At 59.0% G+C, this 16,430-nt stretch carries 21 protein-coding genes; 16 read left to right on the top strand and 5 right to left on the bottom strand.

Annotation, left to right across the window (positions count from 1 at the left end; genetic code table 11):
* The first annotated feature begins 169 nt into the window (after positions 1 to 169).
* The 3 genes from HDF08_RS14155 (at position 170) to HDF08_RS14145 (ending at position 2,682) form a co-directional block, all read left to right on the top strand.
* The gene (locus HDF08_RS14155) at positions 170 to 715 is read left to right on the top strand and encodes a DUF488 domain-containing protein (protein ID WP_179639296.1); all 546 of its coding nucleotides are present in this window, start codon (positions 170 to 172) and stop codon (positions 713 to 715) included.
* A 304-nt stretch (positions 716 to 1,019) separates the two neighbouring features.
* Positions 1,020 to 1,856 carry a hypothetical protein gene (locus tag HDF08_RS14150; RefSeq protein ID WP_179639295.1) on the top strand — a complete coding sequence of 279 codons (837 nt, stop codon included), beginning with the start codon at positions 1,020 to 1,022 and terminating at the stop codon, positions 1,854 to 1,856.
* A gap of 262 nt (positions 1,857 to 2,118) precedes the next feature.
* Positions 2,119 to 2,682, top strand: coding sequence for a dihydrofolate reductase family protein (locus HDF08_RS14145; protein ID WP_179639294.1), 564 nt, complete (start codon positions 2,119 to 2,121; stop codon positions 2,680 to 2,682).
* Positions 2,683 to 2,712: 30 nt separating this feature from the next.
* Here the strand turns inward: HDF08_RS14145 and HDF08_RS14140 are convergent, their stop codons facing one another.
* Positions 2,713 to 3,600: a GGDEF domain-containing protein gene (locus HDF08_RS14140; RefSeq protein ID WP_179639293.1), complete on the bottom strand. Its 888-nt coding sequence runs from the start codon at positions 3,598 to 3,600 to the stop codon at positions 2,713 to 2,715.
* A 266-nt stretch (positions 3,601 to 3,866) separates the two neighbouring features.
* On the opposite strand from HDF08_RS14140, the gene HDF08_RS14135 reads away from it, so the two are divergent.
* Entirely contained in the window at positions 3,867 to 4,286 is a 420-nt protein-coding gene (locus HDF08_RS14135) for a DUF6321 domain-containing protein (protein ID WP_179639292.1), read from the top strand.
* Positions 4,287 to 4,403: 117 nt separating this feature from the next.
* Here the strand turns inward: HDF08_RS14135 and HDF08_RS14130 are convergent, their stop codons facing one another.
* Entirely contained in the window at positions 4,404 to 5,495 is a 1,092-nt protein-coding gene (locus HDF08_RS14130; RefSeq protein WP_257031134.1) for a GlxA family transcriptional regulator, read from the bottom strand.
* An 11-nt stretch (positions 5,496 to 5,506) separates the two neighbouring features.
* Between HDF08_RS14130 and HDF08_RS14125 the strand changes: the two genes are divergently transcribed.
* The 4 genes from HDF08_RS14125 (at position 5,507) to HDF08_RS14110 (ending at position 8,545) form a co-directional block, all read left to right on the top strand.
* Positions 5,507 to 6,154 (top strand): HD domain-containing protein, encoded by a 648-nt coding sequence (locus tag HDF08_RS14125; RefSeq protein ID WP_179639291.1) that lies wholly within the window; start codon positions 5,507 to 5,509, stop codon positions 6,152 to 6,154.
* A gap of 102 nt (positions 6,155 to 6,256) precedes the next feature.
* Positions 6,257 to 6,508, top strand: coding sequence for a MoaD/ThiS family protein (locus HDF08_RS14120; RefSeq protein WP_218884709.1), 252 nt, complete (start codon positions 6,257 to 6,259; stop codon positions 6,506 to 6,508).
* 229 nt (positions 6,509 to 6,737) lie between these two features.
* Positions 6,738 to 7,490 carry a molybdenum cofactor biosynthesis protein MoaE gene (locus HDF08_RS21740; RefSeq protein ID WP_257031133.1) on the top strand — a complete coding sequence of 251 codons (753 nt, stop codon included), beginning with the start codon at positions 6,738 to 6,740 and terminating at the stop codon, positions 7,488 to 7,490.
* Complete coding sequence (locus HDF08_RS14110; RefSeq protein ID WP_373563199.1) at positions 7,487 to 8,545, top strand: VWA domain-containing protein; 1,059 nt, start codon at positions 7,487 to 7,489, stop codon at positions 8,543 to 8,545. The genes HDF08_RS21740 and HDF08_RS14110 overlap by 4 nt, the downstream gene beginning before the upstream one ends.
* Before the next feature lie 3 nt (positions 8,546 to 8,548).
* Here HDF08_RS14110 and HDF08_RS14105 read toward each other — a convergent pair whose 3' ends face one another.
* The gene (locus HDF08_RS14105; RefSeq protein WP_179639289.1) at positions 8,549 to 8,824 is read right to left on the bottom strand and encodes a DUF4242 domain-containing protein; all 276 of its coding nucleotides are present in this window, start codon (positions 8,822 to 8,824) and stop codon (positions 8,549 to 8,551) included.
* 118 nt (positions 8,825 to 8,942) lie between these two features.
* On the opposite strand from HDF08_RS14105, the gene HDF08_RS14100 reads away from it, so the two are divergent.
* The 3 genes from HDF08_RS14100 (at position 8,943) to HDF08_RS14090 (ending at position 10,683) form a co-directional block, all read left to right on the top strand.
* On the top strand, positions 8,943 to 9,818 hold the full coding sequence (locus HDF08_RS14100; protein ID WP_373563224.1) for an inositol monophosphatase family protein: 876 nt from the start codon (positions 8,943 to 8,945) through the stop codon (positions 9,816 to 9,818).
* Position 9,819: 1 nt separating this feature from the next.
* A complete protein-coding gene (locus tag HDF08_RS14095) occupies positions 9,820 to 10,263 on the top strand; it encodes an NUDIX domain-containing protein (protein ID WP_179639288.1) in 444 nt (147 codons plus the stop codon).
* A 159-nt stretch (positions 10,264 to 10,422) separates the two neighbouring features.
* Positions 10,423 to 10,683, top strand: coding sequence for a 4Fe-4S dicluster domain-containing protein (locus tag HDF08_RS14090; RefSeq protein ID WP_158943206.1), 261 nt, complete (start codon positions 10,423 to 10,425; stop codon positions 10,681 to 10,683).
* A 108-nt stretch (positions 10,684 to 10,791) separates the two neighbouring features.
* Here HDF08_RS14090 and HDF08_RS14085 read toward each other — a convergent pair whose 3' ends face one another.
* Complete coding sequence (locus HDF08_RS14085; protein ID WP_353069462.1) at positions 10,792 to 11,154, bottom strand: hypothetical protein; 363 nt, start codon at positions 11,152 to 11,154, stop codon at positions 10,792 to 10,794.
* Between the two features lie 114 nt (positions 11,155 to 11,268).
* Here HDF08_RS14085 and recO point away from each other — a divergent pair, with 114 nt between their 5' ends.
* The 3 genes from recO to HDF08_RS14070 all read left to right on the top strand — a co-directional run bounded on the left by recO (position 11,269) and on the right by HDF08_RS14070 (position 13,784).
* Positions 11,269 to 12,006: a DNA repair protein RecO gene (gene recO, locus HDF08_RS14080; RefSeq protein WP_179639287.1), complete on the top strand. Its 738-nt coding sequence runs from the start codon at positions 11,269 to 11,271 to the stop codon at positions 12,004 to 12,006.
* 187 nt (positions 12,007 to 12,193) lie between these two features.
* On the top strand, positions 12,194 to 13,267 hold the full coding sequence (locus HDF08_RS14075; protein WP_179639286.1) for a hypothetical protein: 1,074 nt from the start codon (positions 12,194 to 12,196) through the stop codon (positions 13,265 to 13,267).
* Positions 13,268 to 13,379: 112 nt separating this feature from the next.
* The gene (locus HDF08_RS14070; RefSeq protein WP_353069460.1) at positions 13,380 to 13,784 is read left to right on the top strand and encodes a secondary thiamine-phosphate synthase enzyme YjbQ; all 405 of its coding nucleotides are present in this window, start codon (positions 13,380 to 13,382) and stop codon (positions 13,782 to 13,784) included.
* A gap of 52 nt (positions 13,785 to 13,836) precedes the next feature.
* Here the strand turns inward: HDF08_RS14070 and HDF08_RS14065 are convergent, their stop codons facing one another.
* Complete coding sequence (locus HDF08_RS14065) at positions 13,837 to 14,613, bottom strand: SDR family oxidoreductase (RefSeq protein WP_179639284.1); 777 nt, start codon at positions 14,611 to 14,613, stop codon at positions 13,837 to 13,839.
* 99 nt (positions 14,614 to 14,712) lie between these two features.
* On the opposite strand from HDF08_RS14065, the gene HDF08_RS14060 reads away from it, so the two are divergent.
* Both HDF08_RS14060 and HDF08_RS14055 read left to right on the top strand, forming a co-directional pair.
* Positions 14,713 to 15,204, top strand: coding sequence for a winged helix-turn-helix transcriptional regulator (locus HDF08_RS14060; protein ID WP_179639283.1), 492 nt, complete (start codon positions 14,713 to 14,715; stop codon positions 15,202 to 15,204).
* Positions 15,205 to 16,386, top strand: a complete 1,182-nt coding sequence (locus HDF08_RS14055) for a vWA domain-containing protein (protein WP_257031131.1) — start codon at positions 15,205 to 15,207, stop codon at positions 16,384 to 16,386.
* The last annotated feature ends 44 nt before the right edge of the window (positions 16,387 to 16,430 follow it).

The following is a 16,430-nucleotide window of genomic DNA, read 5'->3' as shown; positions in this document are numbered from 1 at the left end:
GGTGGAGGGGTGTTTTTGCGGGGGTTTTTGCGAAATATGGGTGTTTTGCTGTGGTGTTTTTGTGGTGAGAACGTGGTGGTTTGCGTGGCTGATGTGGTGTCTTAGCCGTCATGTTTTTGGCGTCTAAAATGTGACACGTTTTTGAAGTTTATTTTCAGGCGGTGGCTGGATGATGACGGTTGGACACTCGACGCTGGAGCTGGGGGCGTTTCTGCGGGCGCTGGGGGAGAATGGCTGCTCGACGCTGGTGGATGTGAGGCGGTATCCGGGGTCGAAGCGGTATCCGCAGTTTGGGCAGGAGAGGCTGTTTGCATCGCTGGAGGAGGTTGGGATTCGCGGGGTGTGGCGGGTGGGGCTGGGTGGGCGCCGGGTGGCGAGGAAGGACAGCGTTAACACGGCGTGGCGGAACGAGAGCTTTCGGGGGTATGCGGACTATATGCAGACGCCGGAGTTTGGGGCGGAGATGGATTGGCTTATGGGGCTGCCGGATCTGAAGACTGCGGTGGTGATGTGCGCTGAGGCGGTGCCGTGGCGGTGCCACCGGTCGCTGATTGGGGATGCGGTGCTGGCTCGCGGTGGGGAGGTGGAGGATCTCTTTGTGACGGCTGACGGTGGGAGCTCGCGGAGGGTGCATGCGATGACGGAGTTTGCGCGGGTGGAGGGTGGGCGGGTGTGGTATCCGGGTGAGGCTACGTTGTTTGCTCCTGGGGATTGAGACCGCAGAAATATTTAGCAGCTTTTCGTACTGTCGATTACTTCCCACAAGCCGACTTGTCGGTAGTAATTGAGAGGGTGATATCCACAAGTTCCCTCCGGCTACTTACGGCGCAGCGAGATTACCAGTTGGGCCAAAGACAGAAGTAAGCCGATTACAGTCATCGTTACCATGAAACCCTCCGGGGCGAAACTGCGTCGCCCAATCACTTCACACTCCTTATGTTGTTCTTTCAGACGACTTAAAAGTTGTAGAACCGGTTGCATACAATTCTTTTTACGCGCATCATCTTTGTGTGCAAAGTGTGCAAATTTATGACGGGAAAAATCATGCTGGAGGCCGCTACGAGCGTTTCTTCCGAGACTTGATCCTTGACTTCCTCAATGGTGAGGCGACGCACTGGGGTTTGCTGGCTTGGAAGCGAATTCCGGAACTGAATCTGCCAAGCGAAGCGGAGTGTGAGGCCGCAAGCGCTGCATTCTTCATCCGGCTACGCGCTTTTGTGGATGGCTTCCTTCAGACTGGAATCGACAGCAACAGGATCGAGACACCGTCGAGCCGCAGAGTCCGCGCTTCGGTGGATGAAGCTCCCATTATGACGGTCTCCGCAGACGAAGCTCCGGTGGTGATCTTTGACGAGATTCAAGCATCGTGGCTGCGAAACCAGCCAATGCCTCTCTTGAACGGGGATGGTACGATGGCGATCGGCGTGAACCAACCGCGCTGGAAGAATCAAGACCCGATACTGTATGCGCGCGACATGGCGACCCACTACTTCCAGGAATTGCTTGCGTCACCGCTTTCGACGCGCATCGGCAAGTGTACCAATCCGACTTGCAAACGGTATTTCCTTCGCAAACGCCAACGGAAGACTGCAATCAAGCGGGGCAGCTACTGCGGCAGTTGCAAACTAGTCGGTGGAGCAGAGCGGACTCGGGCAAGCCGCGAACGATTGAAGCAAGAGATGCTTAGAGCGGCGGCGAAAGCCTGGCGTGAATGGGGTACGCGCGCGCGCCGGACCGACCGTGCGGTTTGGGTCGCGAAGCACGTCAACAACACTTTCGGGAAATCGTGTTTTATCCATCCCAAGTGGGTTAATCAAAATCGCGAAGCGATTGAAAGATACTGTGACCCCGAATAACTGACCGCGCCAAAGTGATTCGAGACGGGATTATTATTCACATTATTAGGGAAATTAGTACCGAGAAAAGCGCTTCTGGGAAGTGGTCTGTCGCCTGACAACAGCAAAGACGAGATGCGGGAGATCTTCGCTGCGCTACGGAATGACAACAGACAGACGACAGCAGTTGAAGGTACCATCTCGGGGGCGAAGTATGAGTGGTCCCATCCAACGTTGGATTCAGATTGAGGGTTCAGATTCAGGAGGATCGGAGGAGAGATCGATGCGCAGATTGATGGTGTTCAATATTTCGTCGGTGGATGGATACATCGCGGACGCGAACGGCGATATGAGCTGGGCTCGCCAGCAGGATAAGGAGTGGAACGAGTTTACGCAGGGGAATGCCAAGGGCGACGGCACGATGTTGTTTGGCAGGAAGACGTATGACCTGATGGCCGGCTTCTGGCCGACGTCCACGGCGACGGCGATGATGCCTGAGGTTGCGGAGAGGATGAACAGCGCGAAGAAGGTGGTGTTTTCGCGGTCGATGGAGTCGGCGGGGTGGAAGAATACGACGCTGGTGAAGACCGATCCGGTGGAGACGGTGCGAAAGATGAAGGCGGAGGCCGGGGAGGGGATGGTGATCTTCGGGAGTGGGACGCTTGTTGCGCAGCTGACGGGTGCGGGGCTGATCGATGAGTATCAGATTGCCGTGATGCCTGTGGTTCTTGGTGGGGGGAAGACGATGTTCGAAGGGCTGGAGGAAAAGGTGAAGCTGACGCTGACGAAGCATCGCGTGTTTGGCAATGGAAGCGTGCTGCTGCACTATGAGCCGACGAAGGCGTGAGTGGGTAGTGTGTGAATTGCGGTGGGGTGGCTATTGGGTTGCGGGGACGGTGGTGAATCTGGAGGCGGATTGTCGTCCTGAGGATTCGAAGGCGTGGCAGATGCAGTTGCGTCCGGCAGCTTTGGCGGAGTAGAGGGCTTCGTCGGCGATCTCGATGAGGTCTTCAGAGGTCTCCTTCCATCCGAAGGCAGTAGCGATGCCGATGCTGATGGTGGGGGAGTCGATGAGCGTTCTCTGACTGGCGATTTTGGTGGCCTGGACGGCTTTTCGAAGCTCTTCGGCGATGCGCCATGCCTGGCTGGAGGCGGATTGGGGAAGGATGACGAGGAACTCCTCGCCGCCGTAACGACCGATGGCTCTGGATTCGGGGATGATGTGGGAGATGACGCGGCCGAGCTCTTTGAGGACGGTGTCTCCGGTGCGATGGCCGAAGGTGTCGTTGATGGCTTTGAAGTTGTCGACGTCGATGAGGAGGATGGAGAAGGGGGAGTTGTGCTTGCAGGAGTGCTGGCACTGGGCGTCGAGAAGGGCCATGATGTGACGGCGGTTGAAGAGTTCGGTGACGGGGTCGATGATGGCGGCGCGTTCGAGGTCGACGATCTTGGAGAGGTCTCTGGCGGTGTGGAGGGCGAGGGTGGATACGGTAAAGACGAAGATGGATGCGGCCAGGAAGACGAGGCTGACGATCCAGTCTTCGTAGTTGTCTGGACCGTCGGTGGTGTTGATGCGGAGGAAGATGGCGACGCCGACGGCGGCGAGGGTGAGAAGTGCTCCCATGATGCGCCAGGTGGAGCGGGCACGGCCGCGAGGCAGCATGGCGCAGATCCGGCGGATGGGGAGGAGTGAGGAGAGAAACAAGACAACTGAGGTGGCGAGGATGAGTTGAATTACTAGATTTGGGATAGCTGGAATGGTCATGGGATGGTGCGGCGACTGATGACGGTTGGATGCCAAAAGGAGCGTGAATGTTGGTCGGAGCCAGCTTATCTCGGGTGGCGAGGGTGTAAGTGATGCCATCGCAGCGGTTATGGAAGTTGCCGATAGGTTGCAGTAGTTTGGCGGTCTTTAATTTGGAACCGTGGATGGTGCAATTTGTGGTGCGATGGTGTTTGTGGTCGAACTTCGGCGAGTGCCGAAGAAACCTGTTGGGGGTGGATTGATTCTCAAGTAGAAGAGGGTTTGCGATGCCAAATGTGAAAAAGCCAAGTGCGAAGAGTGTGGTGAAGAGGTCAGGAACGAAGAGCGCCGCGAAGTCTGCAACGAAGAGCGCGGCGAAGTCGATGTCTGCGAAGGGGAAGGATCCGAAGGGCGGGCTGACGGCGGCGGGGCGGGAGTTTTATAAGAAGACAGAGGGTGCGAATCTGAAGCCGGGAGTGAAGGGCGAGGCGGATACTCCGGAGAAGATGCGGAGGAAGGGATCGTTTTTGACGCGGCACTTTACGCATCCGCGCGGGCCGATGATGAAGGATGGAGAACCGACGCGGTTGGCACTGAGTGCACACGCGTGGGGCGAGGCTGTGCCGAAGACGGAGGCTGCGGCGAAGAAATTAGCGGCTAGGGGGAGGAAGCTGTTGGAGAAGTATCGTGCGGCGAAGGAGTCTTGAGAAAGCGGTCATGCTTCGCATGAGGCCCACATCTCAAAATCGAGATATGAAGCACCCGGCTGTTGAAAATGATTACGGGTGTTGCTGGTTTGCCCATCTTTGCCCAGCTGTATCCAGCTAGGACTTGATGGGGCGTTTGAAGCGGTGGATGTATTCGGCGGGTGTGATGCCGAGGATGCGGGAGAAGGTGCGGCGCATGGCGTCTGCGGTGCTGAAGCCGGTGGCGTCGGCGATCTCTTTGAGTCCCATGCTGGAGCTGTCGATCATCTGCTGGGCGGCTTCGACGCGCATGCGATCGACGAACTGGCCGGGGTTCATGCTGGTTTCGCGAAGGCAGATGCGGGTGAAGTGGCGGGGGCTGACGCCAATGCGCTCGGCGAGGCGGTCGACGGTGAGGGGTTCGCGGAGGTGCTCGAGCATCCAGACCTGTAGCTCGCGTAGGGGCTGCGAGGTGACGGCCTGGTGGGAGAGCATGTGGCTGTACTGGGCCTGGCCTCCGGGGCGGACGAGGAACATGACTAACTTGCGCGCGATGGCGAGGGCGGCGGCGTGGCCGTGGTCTTCTTCTACGAGTGCTAGGGCAAGGTCCATGCCGGCGGTGATGCCGGCGGAGGTGTAGATGGAACCGTCGCGGAGGTAGATGGGGTCGGGCTTGACTTGGACGGCGGGGAACTCGCGGGCGAGTCGGTCGCAGAAGTCCCAGTGGGTGACGGCCTGGCGGTTGTCGAGGAGGCCGGCGGCGGCGAGGAGGAAGGCTCCGGTGCAGATGGAGGCGACGCGGCGGGAGCGGGTGGCGGCTTGGGCGATCCAGGCGACGTAAACGGGATCGTAGGTGCCGGATTCGGCTCCGGGGCCGCCGGTGACGAGGAGGGTGTCGATTGGACCGGTGACTTCGGCGAGGGGGACGGCGTTGGTGAGGGCGAAGCCTCGGTTGGTCTGGAGGACGGTGGTGGCGTCGGGTGTGGCGAGTGTGATCTCGTAGCCGGGGGAGTTGGCGGGGACGGCGTTGGCGAAGACGGCGTTGGCAAAGACTTCGAGGGGGCCGGCGATGTCGAGGATCTGCACGGGTGGAGGGCCGGTGATGACGATCTTTCGCATGGTTTCAGGGTACGTGATTGGGGCCGAGGGGATGTCCGAATTTGCTATATCTGTGTCGTGGCGGTGCGGGCGGGGGCGGCGCAGGATGGGGGTGTCAGTAAGTTGTGCCAAAGGAGAGTGCCATGAGTCTTACGATTTCTGCTACCGCTATTCCTGATTCCAAGCTTGCCAAAGAGGCTACCGCTATTTTGCGTGAGCAGGGTACGGATCTGTTGTTCAACCATTCGAACCGGGTGTATTTGTTTGCTGCGGAGCTGGGGCGGCAGAAGAAGCTGCGGTTCGATCCTGAGCTGTTGTATGTGAGCGCAGCGTTCCACGATCTTGGGCTGGTGAAGAGGTACATCAGCGAGACGGAGCGGTTTGAGGTGGATGGGGCGAATGCGGTGCGGCAGTTTTTGACTGCGCATAACGTGGCGGAGGAAGAGGTGATGACGGCGTGGACGGCGATTGCGCTGCATACGACCCCAGGGGTGACGCAGTATATGAAGCCGGAGGTGGCGTTGCTGTTTTCAGGCGTGGGGCTGGATGTGCTGGGGGAGGGGTTTGAGAGTTTTCCGGCGGAGCTTCGTGAGGCGATTGTGGCGGAGTATCCTCGGGAGAACTTCAAGGAGGGGATCGTGAAGGCGTTCTTTGGCGGGTTTGAGAATAAGCCGGGGACGACCTGGGGGACGGTGAAGGCGGATGTTTGCGAACGGTTTATTCCCGGGTACAAGAGCCCGAACTTCTGCGACCTGATTGCGAACTCTCCGTTTCCGGACTCGGTTTGCTGAAGGGTTTGATGGTCAGAAGGCGGCGTTGCTCCCTTTAGGAGTGATGTTGAAGTTGTATGGACGTCAAAGACTCGTGCTCGCGTATTCTGATGGGATATGCGGGTGCGAGTTCTTTATTTTGGAGTGCTGAAGGATGTCTTCGGCAGGAGTGGTGAAGACATGGAGCTGGCGGATGGGGCTTCGGTGGCGGATCTGATTGCGGCTTGCCGGGGACGGGCTGTGGGCGCTGGGGGAGTTTGGGATTCGATGGCTGTGGCGGTGAATCAGGAGTATGCGCAAGGTGTCGATGTGTTGAAGGATGGGGATGAGGTGGCTTTGTTGCCGCCGGTGAGTGGGGGAGTTGGAAGACGATAGCGATGAGCAAAGGCAAAATCAAGAGCAGCGGCAAAAACAAGAACAAATGCGGGGGTCTCTCCACTACGCTGCTCACGATGAGACCGTGAGCAGCTTCGGTCGAGATGACGATTTTTAGTTGATTTGTTTAGAGGTAGAGGTAGAGGTAGAGGCAAAGGCAAAGGCAAAAGCAAAGGCAAAAGCAAAATGCGGAGGTTCTTCGCTCCGCTCAGAATGACAAAGGTTGAGTATGGGTTTGAGGTATGGGATGCGGGTTGAGATTACAGATGAGGTGATTGCGTCGGCGGAGATTGCGGCGGAGATCAAAGCTGCTGCGGACGGCGCGGTGTGCGTGTTTGACGGGATTGTGCGGGATAATACGCGGGGACGGAAGACGCTGTATCTCGACTATGAGGCTTATCGGGAGATGGCGCTGGAGAAGATGCGCGGGTTGGCGGGCGAGGCGGTGGAGCTGTTTGGCGTACGGGATGTGGCGCTGGTGCATCGTCTGGGGCGGCTTTATGTAGGGGAGACCAGTGTGCTGATTGTGGTGGCTTCGGCGCATCGGGGTGCGGCGTTTGAGGCTTGCCGGTGGCTGATCGATACGTTGAAGAAGATGGTGCCGATCTGGAAGAAAGAACAGTTTGTGGATGGGGCGGTGTGGGCGGATGGGGAGCCGTTCCCTGAGGAGCAGCGGGTTGGCGGGGTTGGCGGGTTGGCGAGTCAGCGAGTCAGCGAGACGGAGGGCGCTTCCGAGGCGTTGGTTTTGGGCGGGGCGGATGGGCTTGGGGAGGAGAGCGGTTCGCGCCTACCGGCGCGAATACCCCACCCTATCGCGATGAAACCGCGAAAGGATGGGGCACCCGGTGGGTTAGCGAGTCAGCGAGTCGGCGAGACGGCGGGACCCGGCGGTCATGCTTCTACGGACGATGCCGATATATCAGAAGCGATGTATCGGGCACCCGGTTCTGTGGCGAAGGTCGAGGGTGGAGGCGCACGGTGAGAGTGCTGGTTGGGGCTCTGCTTGGGCTCGTGCTGGTGCGGGGGGATCTGTTGTCGCAGGCTCCGGTGGTGCGGCAGCCTCCTCCGGCGGTGGGGGCGCAGGCGCCTAAGGATCCGGAGGATGTGCAGACACCGCCTGCGGTGGCGACTCAGACTCAGACGGGTGGCAAGGCGAATGGTTCTGCGGGGACTCCTGAGGGCGGATTTCCTACGATCAGGGTGGAGACGCGGCTGGTGAATGTGGCGTTGAACGTGGTGGATACGAAGGGTTCGCCGGTGGGTGGGCTGGAGCGGGAGGACTTCCAGATTCTTGAGGATGGGAAGCTGCAGAAGATCGCTGTATTTGAGAAAGAGGCTACGACGCCGCTGTCGATCGTGCTTGCCATTGATGCGAGTGAGAGCGTGATGACCAGTGAGCGGCTGGAGAAGGAGGCGGCGAAGCACTTTGTGCGGGCGCTGCTGCGGGAGCAGGACGAGCTGGACCTGATGGAGTTCTCGGATGTGGTGCGGGAGCTTGTGCCGTTTACGAATCAGCCGAAGCGGATTGAGAGCGGGTTGAATGCGATTCAGCATGGAGACGCTACGGCGTTGTATGACGCGATCTATCTGGCGTCGGATAGGCTGGCGGGGACCTCGGCTGCGAATGGGCGAAGGCGGGTGATTGTGCTGATCACCGATGGCGGCGATACGGTGAAAGGGGCGCGCTATACGCAGGCGCTAGAGGAGGCGCAGAGGGCGGGGGCGATGGTGTACTCGATCATTATTGTGCCGATCTATGCGGATGCGGGCAGGAATACGGGCGGGGAGCATGCGCTGATTCAACTGGCCGAGGATACGGGTGGGAAGTACTACTACGTGGTGGACCCGAAGGATCTGGAGCCGGCGTTTGCGCATGTGTCGGATGACCTGCGGACGCAGTATCTGCTGGGGTATTATGCGCCGCGGCGGGGGGCGGATAGTTCGTTTCGGCAGATCAAGGTAAGGATGACGGATGCGGAGCTAAAGGCGAAGTATGATCTGCGGTATCGAACGGGATACTACGCGGATGCGCGATAGAGATCAGGCGTCGGCGTAGGTGGGGTCGATGGTGGAGTGGATGAGGGTGATGGCGTTGGCGGGAAAGCCGCCCTCGAAGGCGTGGCGGCGGATGACCTCTTCGTCGGGTGCGATGTAGATGCAGAAGATCTTGTCGGCGGTGACGAAGGAGGTGAGCCACTGCACTTCGGGGTCGATGCCGCGGAGGGTGCGGCAGGAGCTTTCGGAGATGGCGACGAGTTGTTCGCGCGTGAGGTGGCCGGTGTCGGGGATATCGCGTTCGATAAGAAATTTTGGCATGGCCGACCTCGGGAGAGATGGAGTTTCGAGCGGGGCCGGACGGGCACAGGATAGTCTGGTGGACATACTCTGGTGGACAACGATAGCACTGGAGACGGCTGCGGTCGATGGGAGGTTCATGATGAAGAAGTTTGAGTTTGCGCATATTGCTGAGGGTATTGCGCGGCAGGCGGGGGCGTTGCTGCGGGGGTTTTACACGAAGGGGGTGACGACGGAGTACAAGGGCGATGTGGACCTGGTGACGGAGGCCGATCGTGCGAGCGAGCAGTTGATTGTGGAGAAGCTGAAGGCGGCGTTTCCTGCGCATGGGGTGTATGGCGAGGAGGGGACGCGGAGTGGATTGGATAGCGAGTTTCGGTGGTATGTGGATCCGCTGGATGGGACGACGAACTTTGCGCATGGGTTTCCGGCGTTCTGCGTAGTGCTGGGTTTGGAGAGGCGCTCGGCTGGGCTGGCTGCGGATCAGGATGGAGAGATGGTGGCCGGGGTGATCTACGACCCGCTGCGCGATGAGATGTTTTCTGCGGAGAGGGGAAAGGGCGCGTGGCTGAATGGGAGAAAGATCCATGTGTCGAAGATCGCTTTGATGCAGGAGTCGCTGACGGCTACGGGGTTTCCGAGTAAGAAGCGGCATGAGAGCCCGAACATTCACTTCTATAACGAGATCACGCTGCGGTCGCATGGGGTGAGGAGGGCAGGGAGTGCGGCGTTGGATATGGCGTATGTGGCTTGCGGGCGGCTGGATGGGTTCTGGGAGTTCAATCTGAATCCGTGGGATACGTCGGCTGGATTTCTGCTGGTGGAGGAGGCTGGGGGCTCGGCGACTCACTTCGATGGGGGAAAGTTTACGTTGGATAGTCGCGAGACTCTGGTGACGAATGGGTTGATTAAGAACGAGATGGTGCATCTGTTTACGGAGATGTTTGCGGGAAGAGAGTTGACGGCGATTCCTTCGGCGGCGGAGTTTGCGGCGAAGCGGATGGCTGCGAAGTAGGGTGCGGAAGAGACGAACGGCGCGGGTGATGCTGTTTGATGAGGCGGGAGATGTTTTGCTGATTCGATTTGTGGTGCCGCGGGAGGAGGGGGAGTTTGTCTTCTGGGCTCTGCCGGGTGGAGAGATTGAGGCGGGAGAGACGGAGGCTGCGGCGGCAGCGCGTGAGGTGAGGGAGGAGACTGGGCTGGAGCTTGTGATGTCGGGGCCGGTGTACTGCGACAGGAATCAGTTTCTGCATCAGAGGGAGATGCAGGACAATACGGATTTTCTGTTCAGGGCGAGGTGTCGGCGGGAGGAGCCTCGTCTGATGGGAGTTACGGTGGATGAGAGGGAGATTATGCGTGAGATTCGCTGGTGGAGCGAGGGTGAGATTGCGGGGTCGCGGGAGAGAATCTTTCCGGAGAATCTGGCGGGGCGGATGCGGGAGCAGAACGGCTTGAAGTGAGCGAAACAGGGGCTGAAGCGGCCTCTGGTGCATTGAAGAGCGAGTTGCAGATGAGAGCGGATGTGCTGCTAGAATCTAGGCACGAGCTTAATTTGCGCGGCGGATTTAGACGGTGAATTTAGACGTGGGTTTTACACGTAACTAAGGGAGATTTTTGAGATGGCTTATGTGATTGCGGAACCGTGCATCGGGACGAAGGATTCGGCTTGCGTGGATGCCTGCCCGGTGGACTGTATCCATCCGAAGAAGGATGAAAACGGGTATAGCGACGCGGTGCAGCTGTTTATCGATCCGGTGGAGTGCATTGATTGCGGCGCGTGCGTGCCGGTTTGCCCGGTGTCGGCGATCTATGCGGGGGATGACCTGCCGGAGAAGTGGGCGGAGTATCAGACGAAGAATGCGGCTCACTTCGGGCGGTAGATTCGTTTAGGGATTTCAAAAGAGACGCGTGGCCTATGAGCTGCGCGTCTCTTTTTGCGTACTGGCTCGTTTCCGCTGGCTCGGTTCAGTTGAGATCAGGTTGCCCGTTCATCTTGAGATGGTGTCGATGACGATGCCGTGCGAGCCGTTTCTTGCGTAGTCCTTTCCGGTGATGGTGACGTGCTCTCCGGCGTAGGGCATTAGTTTTGCGTTCTGTGATGCTGAGGGTGTTGCGCTGTCGATCGGCAGATAGATGGTTCCGTCGTCCTGCAGAATGACGAGAGGGGAGCCGTTTTTGGCGCAGGCTTTTGCGCAGGCTACTCCGATGGGTTTGCTGAGGCCTTTGGTAAATGCACATGCTGAGTCGATGACCCAGCCGGTGACTTTGACGGTTGAGCCAGGTTCTTCTGCCATTGCGATGAGGGAGACTGACATTGCTGCTGCGACAAAGAATCGTTGTGTTTTGTTCACGCTTATCCTCCAGAAGAGTTATTGGCGGGGAGAAGGGTTTGCTCGCCGAACGCAATCCTATACCAGAGGTGCCCGTTTTCGTCTTCTAATTCGCGGTGGATTAGTCTGGTTGGGATGATTGAGCGGCAGGGAGAGGCGATCGTGTTGCGTGTGTGGCCGTTTCAGGAGGCGGACCTGCTGGTGAGCCTGTTTACGCGGGAGCAGGGGCGGGTGAAGGGGGTGGCTCGTCATGCGATGCGGTCGCGGCGGCGGTTTGGCGGGGCGCTGGAGCCGATGACCTATGTGCGGGCGACGTATGCGGAGAGGCCGAAGCAGGAGCTGGTGCGGCTGGATGCGTTTGAGATTTTGAGTTCGCCGCTCTCGCGGCCGATTGACTATGCGCGGACGGCGGCGCTGCAGTTTGTGGCGGAGGTGGTGGAGGAGGCGCTGCCGGAGCAGGCTCCTGAGGATGCGGTGTTTCGGCTGGTGCTGGCGGTGCTCGACCAGATACAGGTGGGGAGGGTGTGGATGCCGGTGACTTACTTTTCGCTGTGGATGAGCCGGTTGATGGGGTGGATGCCGGAGCTGGGGCACTGCGTTGTTTGTGGCCTGGACCTGCGTGGAGGGACGGTTTGGTATTCGGGTACTAGTGACGGGGTGACTTGCGAGGATGATCGGCGGCCGGGGAGTGTGGGGCTGGCGGCGGCTTCGGTGGGGGAGGCGGTGCGGATGTTTCGCGGGACGGTGGGGGAGTTGGCAAAGGAGGATTGGCCCAAGGGGCGGGCGGCGGATCTGCGGAGGTTTGCGGTGGAGACGCTGGAGCGGCATCTGGAGCGGAGGCTGGTGAGTGCGAGGGCGCTGGGGAGAGCTTAGGGCGATAGAGGAGAGCGGTTCGCGCGCGGCGCGAATGCCCATATCTCAGAATCGAGATATGGCGCACCCGGCACCCGGCCTTTGATGAGCGTCAAGGTCTCGGAGATCAAGATGTAGCAGAGGCCGGCTAGTCAACCTTATGGTGGATGTTCAACGGCGGGCGGCGTTGGGTAGACTTGCCCTTCTTATGAGCACAACAAGGGTTTCGGTTTCGACTTCGTCTCGCCGTTCGCTTGAGGTGTCGCTGGCTGCGTTGATTGCTGTTGGCGTATTGCTGACGTTCTGGAGTCAGCAGCGTTATCCTGCGTTGTTGAAGAAGCTGCATGCGGGAACGGCGATCAAGGTGGCGGGACCGATCTCGTTCGATACGCTGTTGAAGGTGACGCCGACGATGCCGGCGCCGACCAGGGTTCTGCGGACGAGCGTGAACTGGCTCTATACGAATCGGTTTGGGATGTACTTTGCGCTGCCGTTTGGCGCTGCAATGATGACGCTGCTGGCGGGGGTTGAAGCGCCTAGACGATTTTCTTCGGCTGCGGGGAATGTGTTGTGTGGCGCGGTGGCCGGCGCTCCGATGGGAGTGTGTACGAACTGCGCGACGCCGGTGGCGCAGAGCTTGCTGGCGAGTGGGGCCAGTACTCGCCTGACCGTAGCTGCATTGATCAGTTCGCCGAGCTTCAATCCTGTTGTGGTGGCGATGGCGTTTGTCTTGTTTCCGCTGCCGCTGGCGGCGATACGTGTGCTGGTGCCGGCGTTGTTGCTGATTGGTCTGCCGCTGCTGGTTCGGGAGAACGAAGTGGTGGTGCGGAGTCTTGGTGTTTCGTTGGAGGCGGAGGGACTGGGTTCTCGGTTGGTTGCGCTTTGCCGAACGTACTTGCGGAATTTGCTGCGACTGACTGTGCTGACTTTGCCGTGGATGCTACTGGCTGCATTGTTTGGGGCGCTGGCTGCTGAGTTGATTCCAGTGTATGGGACGCATGTTCCGGTTTCGGTGGGCGGGGTTGTGCTGGTGGCGATTCTAGGTACGTTGTTGCCGGTTCCGATGGCGCTCGATGTGGCGTTGGCGTATGTGCTGTATCGTGCGTGTGTGCCGACGCCGTATGTGGCGGTGCTGCTATGCACTCTGGGGCCGGTAAGTGTTTATTCGCTGACTGCGCTGGGGAAGCAGTTGGACTGGCGGACGAGCCTGCGGCTTGGTGGAGCGGTGGCACTGCTGGGATATGTTGTTGGGTTTGTCATGATGCGGTTTCCGGTTCTCTGATTGGGTGCGAGGTTATCGTTAGCTGCGCGCGGCGAATGCCCAGCATCTAATCTTTCGTATAACCTGGACACTTTCTGGCGACAACAATAGGCGAGAAATATTGAAGCAATCAGTGCATCATCTTGAAATTTTGACGCGTGGGCAAAGGCTTTATGAGGTTACGTCGGCTATTGGGGAATGGGTAAGGCAGCAGAGAATGCAGACTGGCCTTCTGACCATCTTCTGCAAACATACGTCAGCCTCGCTTTTGATCCAGGAGAATGCTGATCCTACTGTTCGCAGCGATATCGAAGCTTACTTCGATCGACTTGCGCCTGAGGGTGGGCCGTATAGGCATCACTCCGAAGGGTCAGACGATATGCCTGCGCATCTGAAGACGGCACTAACTCAGGTGCAGCTCTCGATACCGGTGATAAAGGGCGGGCTGGCGCTGGGAACCTGGCAGGGTATCTACCTTTTTGAGCATCGAGTCCGCCCTCATAGACGGGAGATTGTGTTGCACCTGATTGGGGAGTAGTCCGCTTCTCTTTCACATGATGATGCTGCGAAACCATCGGGTGACTGCTCTCTTACTGGGGTCCGGCGGACATGGCGTCGTTGAACTGGGTGAAGAAGGCGGTGTATTTTTCCGGGCCGTTTTGTTCGGCGAAGCGGAGGGGTTTGACTCGTTCGACGAGGATCTCGGTGGCGTCGGGCTGGGTTTTGAGGATCTCGATGGTCTCGTTGATGTAGTCGGCGAGGGGCATGGCGCGGGGGTCTGAGGCTTGATGGGCGCCTGAGAGTTCGGTCTGAACGTAGGGTGGGATGATCTCGATGACTTGAATGTTGGTGGCTTTGAGTTGATAGCGCAGGGACTGGGTGTAGGAGTGGATGGCAGCCTTCGTGGCGTTGTAGGTAGGAGCCATTGCGAGGGGGATGAAGGCGAGGCCGGAGGTGACGGTGAGGACGGCGGCGTGGGGCTGCTTCTGCAGGTGAGGCAGCAGAGCGGCATTGAGGCGGATGGGGCCGAGGAGGTTGGTGGTGAGGATGGCCTCGGCGTCGGCGAGATCTTCTGGTTGGTCGAGGAGGTTTTCGGTGCGCGAGATGCCGGCGTTGTGAATGACGGCGTTGAGTTTGGGAAAGTCGGTGGTGAGTTTGGCGGCGAAGGCGCGGATGCTGGTGGCGTCTTCGATGTCGAGGACGGCGGAGGAGATGCCGGGGTTGGCGGCGACGGTCTCGTCGAGGACTTGCTTGCGGCGGCCGGCGATGATGACGTGGTTGCCGAGTTTGTGGAAGGCCTCTGCGAGACCGCGGCCGATACCGGAGCCGCCGCCGGTGATGAGGATGGTATTTCCAGTGGTGATCATGGTGGTGATTTCTCCTAAGTTGATAGTAGGATTGTTTGTATATCTCGGAAAGTAGGCACCTGAAAAATCTATACTTACCTGAAAGAGAGTGATGAATTTATGGGCAAAAAAGGCATTGTGGCTCGGACCGCGGGGAAGAAGGTGGCTAAGCATGTGTCTGAGACAGCTGCGAAGAAGCTTGTCGCGACGGGAAGGCCGAGGGATGTGGTGGAGAACGATCCGAAGGTCGAGGCGCTGGTGCGGGAGATTATTGCGCGGGTGGCGGATAAGTGGACCATGCTGGTGTTAGAGGTGCTGGAGGAGCATGGTGTTGTACGGTTTACCCGGCTGGGGGAGCGGGTGGGGGGCGTGAGCCAGAAGATGCTGACCAAGACGGTGCGGCAGATGGAGCGGGATGGGCTGGTGAGGCGGACGGTGCATCCGGTGATTCCGCCGCGTGTGGAGTATGAGTTGACGGCGCTGGGTTCGAGTCTGAGCGAGGCGTTTTGCGGGGTGTGGGTCTGGGCGGAGACGCATGGGGAGGAGATTGAGCGGGCGCGGGTTGCATTTGAGAGAGATGCGGTGAAGAGGCGGGGCTCTACGGAAGGGTAGATGCTGGTGGTAGCTGAATTCTGGCATACTGCTGCGATGGCGAAGAGCAGCGGTTTCGCGTCTGGGTTTGAGCTTAGGTTCGAGTCTGGTTTGGGTGCGGTGGGCCGGGTTGCGGCGGTCTGGGTGGGGACTTTTGCGGTGGTGCTGGGGATGGCAGCGTGGCGGGGCGTGATGGCGCGGGCGCAGGATGCGGATGTTACGACGCTGCATGTTTATGCAAATACGATCCAGATCCCGGTGCTGGTGCTGGGGGAGGATCGGAAGAAGACGGCGCCGATTGCGCCGAACCGGTTTCAGGTGAGCGTTGATGGAGGGCCGCCGTTTCGCGCCTCGCATGTTCGGCTGGAGGGCGATGATCCGATCTCGCTTGCGATTCTGTTGGATGTGAGCGGGCCTCAAGAGGTGCTGATGCCGAAGGTAGACGGTGCGATTGCAAAACTGGCCTCGCTGTCTTTGCGACCGGAGGATCGTGTTTCGGTGTATGCGTTGGACTGTAAATTGAGACGCTCTGCGGAGAACGTTGTGGTTTCACCGGAGCTGTTAAAGGATGCGGTTTCAAGGTCTCTTCAGCCATGGAAGGATCGAATGCGGAATAGACATGGGACGGCATGCCAGCAAACGATGCATCTGTGGGATGCTCTGGCGTATATCACGAACAGGTTGGCGGATCAGCGTGGTCGTCGCGTGATTCTGGCGGTGACGGATGGGAATGACAAGGGTAGCTCCAATCGATGGAATGAGGTTCGGACGTTTGCGCAGGCGACGGCTGTCGCGATCTTCGGGATGACTTACGTGCCGAATGAGCCGGGGTTTTTGCAGGGTTTGAATGCCCCGGGGTTTTCGCAGAGTTTGAACTCGGAAGATGCTTTCCATTCGGTGTGTGAACTTAGCGGTGGACTTGTGTTTGCGGCCAACAGGGACACGTTGGATAAGCGCCTGACAGAGTTTGTGGCGATGGTTCGCGGGCGCTATATTGTCGAGTTTCCACGGCCGTACAACTCGACCCGAGGACAGCACCAGCTTATGGTGACTATCGATAAGAGCAAGGCGTTTATCCGGTCGACGGGGATTGCGGTTCCGCTGCAGGATGCAAAGGTGCTGAGTGATCCGACGACGGTGCGCCCGGATAGCACCTCGGCTCCGGAAGAGGGGACGCGTCATATTTTGACGCCGCCGCAGTAGGGGTTTTTCCGGGTGAAGAGACGCGAAAAAATCCCGCACTCTTT

This window comes from Tunturiibacter empetritectus, assembly GCF_013410875.1.
Lineage (GTDB): Bacteria > Acidobacteriota > Terriglobia > Terriglobales > Acidobacteriaceae > Edaphobacter > Edaphobacter empetritectus.
Note: the sequence above shows the minus strand (reverse complement) of the source record. Positions and strands in the feature narration are given on the sequence as shown.

Coding starts and splice junctions, on each gene's coding strand:
- HDF08_RS14060 (WP_179639283.1), top strand. CDS start 14,713: ATGGGCAAAAAAGGCATTGTGGCTCGGACCGCGGGGAAGAAGGTGGCT.
- HDF08_RS14065 (WP_179639284.1), bottom strand. CDS start 14,613: ATGATCACCACTGGAAATACCATCCTCATCACCGGCGGCGGCTCCGGT.
- HDF08_RS14155 (WP_179639296.1), top strand. CDS start 170: ATGATGACGGTTGGACACTCGACGCTGGAGCTGGGGGCGTTTCTGCGG.
- HDF08_RS14100 (WP_373563224.1), top strand. CDS start 8,943: ATGATGAAGAAGTTTGAGTTTGCGCATATTGCTGAGGGTATTGCGCGG.
- HDF08_RS21740 (WP_257031133.1), top strand. CDS start 6,738: ATGGGTTTGAGGTATGGGATGCGGGTTGAGATTACAGATGAGGTGATT.
- HDF08_RS14135 (WP_179639292.1), top strand. CDS start 3,867: ATGCCAAATGTGAAAAAGCCAAGTGCGAAGAGTGTGGTGAAGAGGTCA.
- HDF08_RS14075 (WP_179639286.1), top strand. CDS start 12,194: ATGAGCACAACAAGGGTTTCGGTTTCGACTTCGTCTCGCCGTTCGCTT.
- HDF08_RS14140 (WP_179639293.1), bottom strand. CDS start 3,600: ATGACCATTCCAGCTATCCCAAATCTAGTAATTCAACTCATCCTCGCC.
- HDF08_RS14090 (WP_158943206.1), top strand. CDS start 10,423: ATGGCTTATGTGATTGCGGAACCGTGCATCGGGACGAAGGATTCGGCT.
- HDF08_RS14055 (WP_257031131.1), top strand. CDS start 15,205: ATGCTGGTGGTAGCTGAATTCTGGCATACTGCTGCGATGGCGAAGAGC.
- HDF08_RS14145 (WP_179639294.1), top strand. CDS start 2,119: ATGCGCAGATTGATGGTGTTCAATATTTCGTCGGTGGATGGATACATC.
- recO (WP_179639287.1), top strand. CDS start 11,269: ATGATTGAGCGGCAGGGAGAGGCGATCGTGTTGCGTGTGTGGCCGTTT.
- HDF08_RS14105 (WP_179639289.1), bottom strand. CDS start 8,824: ATGCCAAAATTTCTTATCGAACGCGATATCCCCGACACCGGCCACCTC.
- HDF08_RS14125 (WP_179639291.1), top strand. CDS start 5,507: ATGAGTCTTACGATTTCTGCTACCGCTATTCCTGATTCCAAGCTTGCC.